At 65.5% G+C, this 7,898-nt stretch carries 9 protein-coding genes; 3 read left to right on the forward strand and 6 right to left on the reverse strand.

The features are described 5' to 3' along the window. Positions 1-120: 120 nt before the first annotated feature. From sucD to sucC, 4 genes are read right to left on the reverse strand one after another with little or no spacing between them, the layout of a single operon-like run. Positions 121-1,002, reverse strand: coding sequence for a succinate--CoA ligase subunit alpha (gene sucD, locus AC2FNJ_RS17325; RefSeq protein WP_496765959.1), 882 nt, complete (start codon positions 1,000-1,002; stop codon positions 121-123). Positions 1,003-1,015: 13 nt separating this feature from the next. Beyond that, positions 1,016-1,843 (reverse strand): glycosyltransferase family 25 protein, encoded by an 828-nt coding sequence (locus AC2FNJ_RS17330; protein ID WP_496765961.1) that lies wholly within the window; start codon positions 1,841-1,843, stop codon positions 1,016-1,018. Between the two features lie 12 nt (positions 1,844-1,855). Then, complete coding sequence (locus AC2FNJ_RS17335; RefSeq protein ID WP_496765962.1) at positions 1,856-2,554, reverse strand: hypothetical protein; 699 nt, start codon at positions 2,552-2,554, stop codon at positions 1,856-1,858. Positions 2,555-2,558: 4 nt separating this feature from the next. After that, positions 2,559-3,752: an ADP-forming succinate--CoA ligase subunit beta gene (sucC, locus tag AC2FNJ_RS17340; protein ID WP_496765964.1), complete on the reverse strand. Its 1,194-nt coding sequence runs from the start codon at positions 3,750-3,752 to the stop codon at positions 2,559-2,561. 398 nt (positions 3,753-4,150) lie between these two features. Here sucC and AC2FNJ_RS17345 point away from each other — a divergent pair, with 398 nt between their 5' ends. After that, positions 4,151-4,531 carry a YybH family protein gene (locus AC2FNJ_RS17345; protein ID WP_496765965.1) on the forward strand — a complete coding sequence of 127 codons (381 nt, stop codon included), beginning with the start codon at positions 4,151-4,153 and terminating at the stop codon, positions 4,529-4,531. 135 nt (positions 4,532-4,666) lie between these two features. Here AC2FNJ_RS17345 and mdh read toward each other — a convergent pair whose 3' ends face one another. Continuing rightward, the gene (mdh, locus tag AC2FNJ_RS17350; protein ID WP_496765967.1) at positions 4,667-5,629 is read right to left on the reverse strand and encodes a malate dehydrogenase; all 963 of its coding nucleotides are present in this window, start codon (positions 5,627-5,629) and stop codon (positions 4,667-4,669) included. A 159-nt stretch (positions 5,630-5,788) separates the two neighbouring features. Between mdh and AC2FNJ_RS17355 the strand changes: the two genes are divergently transcribed. Further along, entirely contained in the window at positions 5,789-6,544 is a 756-nt protein-coding gene (locus AC2FNJ_RS17355; protein ID WP_496765969.1) for a sulfite exporter TauE/SafE family protein, read from the forward strand. A 12-nt stretch (positions 6,545-6,556) separates the two neighbouring features. Here AC2FNJ_RS17355 and AC2FNJ_RS17360 read toward each other — a convergent pair whose 3' ends face one another. Further along, entirely contained in the window at positions 6,557-6,871 is a 315-nt protein-coding gene (locus AC2FNJ_RS17360) for a hypothetical protein (protein ID WP_496765970.1), read from the reverse strand. Between the two features lie 188 nt (positions 6,872-7,059). On the opposite strand from AC2FNJ_RS17360, the gene AC2FNJ_RS17365 reads away from it, so the two are divergent. Further along, on the forward strand, positions 7,060-7,898 hold an 839-nt coding region (locus AC2FNJ_RS17365), incomplete at its 3' end, for an HpcH/HpaI aldolase/citrate lyase family protein (RefSeq protein ID WP_496765972.1).

Raw genomic sequence — 7,898 nt, forward strand, 5'->3', positions numbered from 1 at the left:
CGAACCTCCCGCCCGGCGGGCACCGCCGGGCAGCGCCCGACCCGCCCCCAAAGGCGGGCGCTTCTCGCCCACCCTCGGGCCGGGCGCTGCCCTCAGAGCATATGCCCGGTCCCGGGTCACTTACCCAATCGCTTCCAGCACGGCTTCACCCAGCTGCGCCGGGCTTTCGGCCACGACGATCCCGGCGCTGCGCATGGCTTCGATCTTGTCCTCGGCGCCGCCCTTGCCGCCGGCGACGATGGCGCCCGCGTGGCCCATGCGGCGGCCCGGAGGCGCGGTGCGGCCCGCGATGAAACCGGCGGTCGGCTTCTTGCGGCCCTTCTTGGCCTCATCCGCCAGAAACTGCGCGGCTTCCTCCTCGGCGCTGCCGCCGATCTCGCCGATCATGATGATCGATGTGGTCTCGTCATCGGCCAGGAACCACTCCAGCACGTCGATATGCTCGGTGCCCTTGATCGGGTCGCCGCCGATGCCCACGCAGGTGGACTGGCCCAGACCCACATCGGTGGTCTGCTTGACCGCCTCATAGGTCAGGGTGCCCGAACGCGACACCACGCCGACCGAGCCGCGCTTGTGGATGTGGCCGGGCATGATGCCGATCTTGCAGGCGTCCGGCGTGATGACACCGGGGCAGTTCGGCCCGATCAGCGTCGATTTCGACCCTTCCAGCGCGCGCTTGACCTTCATCATGTCCAGAACCGGGATGCCCTCGGTGATGCAGACGATCACCTCCATCTCGGCGTCGATCGCCTCGAGGATCGAATCCGCGGCAAACGGCGGCGGCACGTAGATCACGCTCGCATTGGCCTCGGTCACCGCCTTGGCCTCGTGGACCGAGTTGAACACCGGCAGGCCCAGATGCTCCATCCCGCCCTTGCCGGGGGTCACGCCGCCGACCATCTTGGTGCCATAGGCGATGGCCTGTTCGCTGTGGAATGTGCCCTGCGAGCCGGTAAAGCCCTGACAGATGACCTTGGTGTTTTCGTCGATGAGGACTGCCATGTTCTCTCTTTCTTCAATCGGTATGTGTTTGCGTGGGGGTCGAGACGGGCAGAACGACCGGCTCGTATTGAATTCTCTCCAGCGTGGCCCTTCCCAGCGCCACGTCGAAAACGGTCCGCAGACCGCCGCTGACTTCGGCGATGCCCCGCCGGATCTTCTGGCGCAGCAGGGTCCATCCCTCGGGGCGCATGCGCAGCTGCCCCATCTGGTCTTCCTCGGCCACGGTATTGCCCTGTTCGACCAGCGCCGGCTGCACCTGGTAGACCCCGATCCGCCGCGCCGCCGCCGAGGCCGAAGGGTTGAACAGCAGGTTGTCCACCGTGATGCAGAACGGGCGCTGCGCCAGCAGGTACTGCGCGACGTCGCGGCGCAGCGCATAGGCCGCCGCGCCCGGATTGCGGGACCGCAGCGGGCAGATGTCGCGCCCCAGATGGTGCCGGACGCTCTTGCCCAGGGCGACGCGCAGCCGCGGGCTGCACCAGCGTTCGAACCGGACGATGCCGGCATCGCTCGGCCACCAGTCCGGATCGTCCAGCCACCGGCGCAGGTCGTGCGACAGGTACACGTCGTCTTCGAGGATCAGCGCCTTGTCCGCACCACTGGCGACCACCGCCTCCCAGGCCCGCGCATGGCTCAGCGTGCAGGCCATGTCCTTGGTCTGGAAATAGCCCCACGGCCCCTCGCTGCGGCAGTCGCGCAGAAATTCCTCGCGCGTCGCCGCATCGCAATCGACGGCCTTGACGCGGGTCGCCGACAGGCCAGCCCGCCGGAGCTCCCGCTCCATCAGACGCGCCCGCCCGGTGGCCCGCTCAAGGCCGATGAGGAAGATGGGGATGCTCATGACTGTCGCCGCTCACCATTCATCGGCAAATACTATCCGGAAGGCATGCAATCCCATGTAATTGCCCGTCAGTCCAAGATGCACCAGAACGTCCGGCTCACTCCAGAATCCGCGGATTGCATAGGCGTCGTGCCTGACGGCGTATTCGTGAAGTCCCCCAGGACCCCCGCCACCTTCGGTGGTTCCACCACCAAAACTGCCGAAAAAACCGCCATCAGCCATGTCGCCGCGCAACAGATTGGCTTTGCCTCCGACGACTTCGATGCCTCCACGTTGTTCCATCAACCCTTGAATGTACTCAAAGACGATCTTCGGATCGATCGCCCCGGTCGGGTTGCTCGAATAGGGGGCGATTCCGGTCGGAAGCCAGGTCGCGATCGCTTGGCACTCCAGAGCGCTGCGATCCGAAACCGCAATGAAACTGGCATGCAATGAGCTGTTCTGGTCAGCGACCGAAACCTGCAGGATGCTTTCATCTTCCTGCTGAACCATGCTCACTCTCATCCCCTCGCGGGACTTTTCGTCGGCGAACCGGATGAACGCGTTGGGGTCCGTCAAAGCCGTGTGACAGTGCGCGTCAAAGCTTGCCCACGCCTCGCCCACAGCCGTCTGCCAGGGAACGCCGGGGTTCAGGTCGTGGCCCCGCAGCCCCTGTGCAGTTGCGGGCAGGGCAACAGCTAGAAGACAGCAGATGGTGAGCAACGCGCGCACTGGTTCAGCCCTTGACCGCCTTCACGATCTTCTCGGCCCCGTCCTTCAGGTTGTCCGCCGCGATCACGTCCAGGCCCGAGTTGTTGATGATCTCCTTGCCCTTCTCAACATTGGTGCCTTCCAGGCGCACCACCAACGGCACCTTCAGGCCGACTTCCTTCACCGCGGCCACCACGCCCTCGGCGATCACGTCGCAGCGCATGATGCCGCCGAAGATATTGACCAGGATGCCTTTGACGTTCGGGTCGCTGGTGATGATCTTGAACGCCTCGGTCACCTTCTCCTTGGTGGCGCCGCCGCCCACGTCCAGGAAGTTGGCCGGCTCGGCGCCATAGAGCTTGATGATGTCCATCGTCGCCATCGCCAGACCGGCGCCGTTGACCATGCAGCCGATCTCGCCATCCAGCGCGATATAGTTCAGGTCGTATTTGCTGGCTTCCAGTTCCTTGGGGTCTTCCTCGGTCGTGTCGCGCAGCTCGGCGATGTCCGGGTGGCGATAGACCGCGTTGCCGTCAAAGCCCATCTTGGCGTCCAGGCATTTCAGATCGCCCGCATCGGTCACGATCAGCGGATTGATCTCCAGCATCTCCATGTCTTTTTCGACGAACATCTTGTACAGCGTGCCCATCAGCGAAACGCATTGCTTCACCTGCTTGCCTTCCAGCCCCAGCATGAAGGCGATGCGGCGGCCGTGATAGGGCTGATACCCGGTCGCGGGATCGACCGAAAAGGACAGGATCTTTTCGGGGGTCTCGGCGGCGACCTCCTCGATGTCCATGCCGCCCTCGGTCGAACAGACATAGGAGATCCGGCTGGTCTGGCGATCCACCAGCAGCGCCAGGTACATCTCGGTCTGAATGCCCGAGCCGTCCTCGATATAGATGCGGTTGACCTGCTTGCCGGCGGGGCCGGTCTGATGGGTGATCAGGGTGCGGCCCAGCATCTTCTTGGCTTCTTCGGCGGCTTCCTCGACAGACTTGGTCAGGCGCACGCCGCCCTTCTCGCCGGCATCGGCCTCCTTGAAGTGGCCCTTGCCGCGGCCGCCCGCGTGGATCTGCGCCTTGACCACCCAGAGCGGGCCGTCCATCTCGCCCGCGGCGGTCTTTGCTTCCTCGGCGCGCAGAACCACGCGCCCGTCGGACACCGGAGCGCCATAGCTGCGAAGAAGGGCCTTGGCCTGATATTCGTGAATGTTCATCGAAACTGTCCCGTCTGACTGCGTTTGAACCGGTATAGGCAAGTCCGGCACCCGAGGTTAAAGGTTTTTTTGGCTTCCGGTGGGTTTCGACAAAGATTTTCGGCTTTTGTGATCACAGGGTTTTGGGGTGTGATCACATAATCGCGTGCGAACCCCGAATGATTCGACCGCGCGGCGGCGAAAGCTGAAATCACAGACAAAAAAAGGCGCTTGCGCCGTTTGCGCCAACATCCCGCGCGCCGATTGCCCGCCTCTCGGTCCAACCGGGCATCCGGAATGTGCGAGCCGATGGTCTGCCTCATGGCTCGCGTGACACCTCCACCGCCAACCGGATACGATGACCGCACATCCGACGGCGGCCCCGCCGCCCCATCCACCCCGCGCCAATGGAGAGCGCCATGGACATGAAGACCTTTCTCGAAGAGTTCGACGCCGCCTACAACGAAGCGTTCAACAAGGGCGATGCCGAAGGCTGCGCCGCGTTCTTCACCGACGACGTGATCCTGCTTGCGCCCGGCCAGACCATGACCCGCGGCAAGCAGGCGTTCGTCGAAACCTACCGGTCCCGCATGCGCGACGGCGACGGCGGCACGCACAGCAACGCCCTGGTGGATTTCGGCGTCGAGGGCGACCTGGCCTATCAGATCGGTACCTTCGCCGTCACCGGCACGAGCCCGTCCGAGCAGGGCAGCTTCGTCAACGTGCTGAAACGCCAGCCGGACGGATCGTGGAAAGTCGCCGTGTCGATCTTCAACCACGGCCCCCCGCCCGAGGACTGACCCGCGCCGCGGTCCTAGGCGGCTTCGCCTGGCGTTCGCGCAGGCTGGAAAAGCGAAACCCGGCCACGATCCGGCCGGGTTTCCAGTGTTCACAGCGTCGCCCAGGGGGCGTCCGATACGGTGGTGTGGTCGATCTCAGCCCAGCGAGCTGTCGATGCCCTTGCAGGCTTCGATCAGGCCCTTCACCGCGTTCACCGAGTTGGTGAAGCCTTCCTGCTCTTCCTCGTTGAGCTTGATGTTCACGATCCGCTCGATGCCGCCGGCGCCGATCACGGTCGGAACGCCCACATACATGCCCTTCACGCCCAGCTCGCCGTCGCAATAGGCGGCGCAGGGCAGCACGCGCTTCTGATCCTTCAGATAGGCTTCGGCCATCTCGATCGCCGAGGTGGCCGGCGCGTAATAGGCCGAGCCGGTCTTGAGCAGGCCGACGATCTCGGCGCCGCCGTCGCGGGTGCGCTGCACGATGGCGTCCAGCTTTTCCTGCGTGGTCCAGCCCATCTCGACCAGATCCGGCAGCGGGATGCCGGCCACGGTCGAATAGCGCACCGACGGCACCATCGTGTCGCCATGCCCGCCCAGCACGAAGGCGGTGACATCGCGCATCGACACCTCGAATTCCTCGGCCAGGAAGTGGCGGAACCGGGCCGAATCCAGCACGCCGGCCATGCCGCAGACCTTGTTGTGCGGCAGGCCCGAGAATTCGCGCAGCGCCCAGACCATCGCGTCCAGCGGGTTGGTGATGCAGATCACGAAGGCGTCGGGGGCATGGGCGGCGATGCCCTCGCCGACCGATTTCATCACCTTCAGGTTGATGCCCAGCAGGTCGTCGCGGCTCATCCCCGGCTTGCGCGGCACCCCGGCGGTCACGATGCAGACGTCGGCGCCCGCGATGTCCTCGTAGGACTGGGTGCCCTTCAGCTTGGCGTCAAAGCCCTCGGCCGGCCCGGATTCCGCGATGTCCAGCGCCTTGCCTTCGGGGATGCCTTCGGCGATGTCGAACAGCACGACATCGCCAAGTTCTTTCATTGCAGCGAGGTGGGCGAGCGTGCCCCCGATCTGACCTGCGCCGATCAGCGCGATCTTGGGTCTGGCCATTTGGAATGTCTCCGGTCGGTTTTGAAATCGCGGTTTTGCTAGTCGTTAAAGCGGCCCCGCGCAAGTGTTCCGCAACGCGGCATGCGACCGCATACAGATTGTCCCGGCCCCTCCGATTGCGCTAAAGGGCTTGGGGAACAGGGGGTTCGGGGCCGCGGCATGTTCGAAATGAACCAAATGTTTTTTCTGGTGGCGATCCCCGCCGTGATCTTCGCCGGCATCTCCAAGGGCGGGTTCGGCTCGGGCGTGGCCTTTGCCTCGGCCTCGATTCTGGCGCTGATTTTGGAGCCGGGACAGGCACTTGCCCTGATGCTGCCCCTGCTCATGCTGATCGACCTGGCGACCCTGCCGCCCTACTGGAAACGCTGGAGCTGGCCCGACGCCCGGCTGCTGGTGCTGGGCGGCGTGCCCGGCGTCGCGCTGGGCGCGTGGCTGTATCAGGCGACCGACGCCGATCTGCTGCGGCTGCTGATCGGCGGGATCTCGGTCGGCTTCGTGGCCTGGCATCTGGCCCAGTCGCGCGGCTGGGTCAGGGGTTTCGCCAGGCGCCTGCCCGCCGGCGCGGGGCTGTTGGCCGGGGTGGTCGCCGGGTTCACCAGCTTCGTCAGCCACGCCGGCGGCCCGCCCGCCGCGGTCTACCTGCTGTCGCAGCGCCTGTCCAAGACCGAGTTCCAGGCCACCACCGTGCTGGCCTTCTGGGCCATCAACATCGCCAAGTTCGTCCCCTATGCCTATCTCGGCATGTTCACGGCGCAGACGGCCTGGGCCGACCTGCTGCTGGCGCCCTTTGCGCTGCTGGGCGCGTGGCTGGGCGTCCGCGCCCACTGGATGGTGTCCGAGCGGCTGTTCTTCGGCATCGCCTACGTGCTGCTGACGATCACCGGCTGCAAGCTGATCTGGGATGCCCTGACCTGACCGTTGCCCGGCTCAGGCGTCCTCGCCCGCCGCCGGCAGCGCCTCGGCCAGGCTTTCGAAGGACTGGCCCGACGCCACCAGGCACGTGACCCCGTTGGGCAGGGTGACGGTGATCGTCCAGGTGCCGGTCCGGTCCGAGGCGAACAGCTCCATCACCGCGCCCTGCCGCACCAGCCCGATCCCCCGGCGGGTCTCGCCATAGGTCTCCGACAACCGTTTCAGCACCCGCTCGCGCGGGGCGCAATTGCCGCCCTCGGCCGACAGGCTCTGGGCGAACAGCGCCAGAATCCCGAACCCCATCGCCGCCGTCATGATCGTTTTCCGCATCGCGTCCCCCTTGCGTTCCGCGCGTTTCCGACCCGGCCAAGACTGCGCGCAGGAAACTGCATAGTGATGAACCCACCGGCCGTTGCCCCGCGACGCGGCGGAATTGCTGCAGCGCGGCGATTTTGCCCTTGAACTTTCCGGCAAAAAATGCCCCATTCCGCGCAACTTTGTTTCTCATGGAGGCCCCCATGGAGCAGCGCCTGCGCCCGTACCGTTCCGTTCTCTATATTCCCGCATCCAAGGAGCGGGCGCTGGACAAGGCCAGATCGCTGCCGGTGGATGCCATCATCTTCGACCTCGAAGATGCGGTGGCGGCCGACGAAAAGGACAACGCACGCGACACGCTGAAGGCCGCCCTGGCTCAGGGCGGCTACGGGCCGCGGGTCAGGATCGTGCGGATCAACGGCCTGGACACGCCCTGGGGCAGGGCCGATGCCGAAGCGGTGCGCGACATGGATGCCGATGTGGTGCTGCTGCCCAAGGTGAATTCGGCCGCGGATGTCGAGGCGCTGGCCGCGATCACCGGCGATCTGCCGATCTGGGCGATGATGGAAACCCCGCGCGGGATGCTGAACGCGGCCGAAATCGCGGCGCACCCGCTGATGGCGGGCTTCGTCATGGGCACCAACGACCTCGCCAAGGAGTTGCAGACCCGGTTCCGCCCCGACCGCGAACCGCTGATCACCGCGCTGGGCCTGTGCCTGCTGGCCGCCAAGGCCGAAGGTCTGGTCATCATCGACGGCGTCTACAACGCCTTCAAGGATGCCGACGGGCTGGCCGTCGAATGTGCGCAGGGGCGCGACATGGGTTTCGACGGCAAGACCCTGATCCATCCGGCGCAGATCGACGTCACCAACGCCGCTTTCGCCCCGTCCGAGGCGGAAATCGACCTGGCCCGCCGGCAGATCGCCGCCTTCGAAGAGATCGAGGCGCAGGGGCAGGGGGTCGCGGTCGTGGACGGCAAGATCGTCGAAAACCTTCACGTTGCCACCGCCCGCGAAATTCTGGCAAAAGCAGAGGCGATAAC

Source organism: Ruegeria sp. BHSB196, assembly GCF_059613135.1.